1 protein-coding gene is annotated in these 664 nt (G+C 44.4%); it reads left to right on the forward strand.

All coding sequences use genetic code 11. The features are described 5' to 3' along the window. On the forward strand, positions 1 to 664 hold a 664-nt coding region (locus DMA14_RS00080; protein WP_317047233.1), incomplete at both ends, for an HYR-like domain-containing protein.

The following is a 664-nucleotide window of genomic DNA, read 5'->3' on the forward strand; positions in this document are numbered from 1 at the left end:
TAAAGATGACTGCGGAAATACTTCTGACACTTTCACTCAAGTGATCACAATTCAGGATACTACTGCGCCAACTTGGACAACTGCTGCCGGTTCTTTAAATGCAACTTTAGAATGCAGCGATGCAGCTGGCCTTGCTTCGGCACAAGCTCAGTTTCCAATAGCCTCTGACCTTTGCGATACCGATGTTTCAAACATCACGAAAGTAAGCGGACAGTTCGTGGCTTCTCAAGGATGCGGAAATGCAGGAACATACACCAATACTTGGACTGTTAAAGACGACTGCAATAACACTTCTTCCGTTTTTACTCAGGTAATCACTATTCAGGATACTACTGCTCCAACTTGGACAACTGCTGCTGGTTCGCTAAATACAACCGTAGAATGCAGCGATGCAGCTGGACTTATTATAGCTCAAGGAATGTCTCCATCAGCATCTGACTTGTGCGATGCCGATGTTTCTAACATCATTAAAGTAAGTGGTCAGTTCGTGGCTTCTCAAGGATGTGGAAACGCAGGAACTTACACCAACACTTGGACTGTAAAAGATGACTGCGGAAACACTTCTGACACTTTCACTCAAGTGATCACAATACAAGACACTACTGCTCCAACTTGGACAACTGCTGCCGGTTCTTTAAATGCAACTTTAGAATGCAGCGATGCA

Source organism: Flavobacterium sharifuzzamanii (assembly GCF_003254585.1).
Lineage (GTDB): Bacteria > Bacteroidota > Bacteroidia > Flavobacteriales > Flavobacteriaceae > Flavobacterium > Flavobacterium sharifuzzamanii.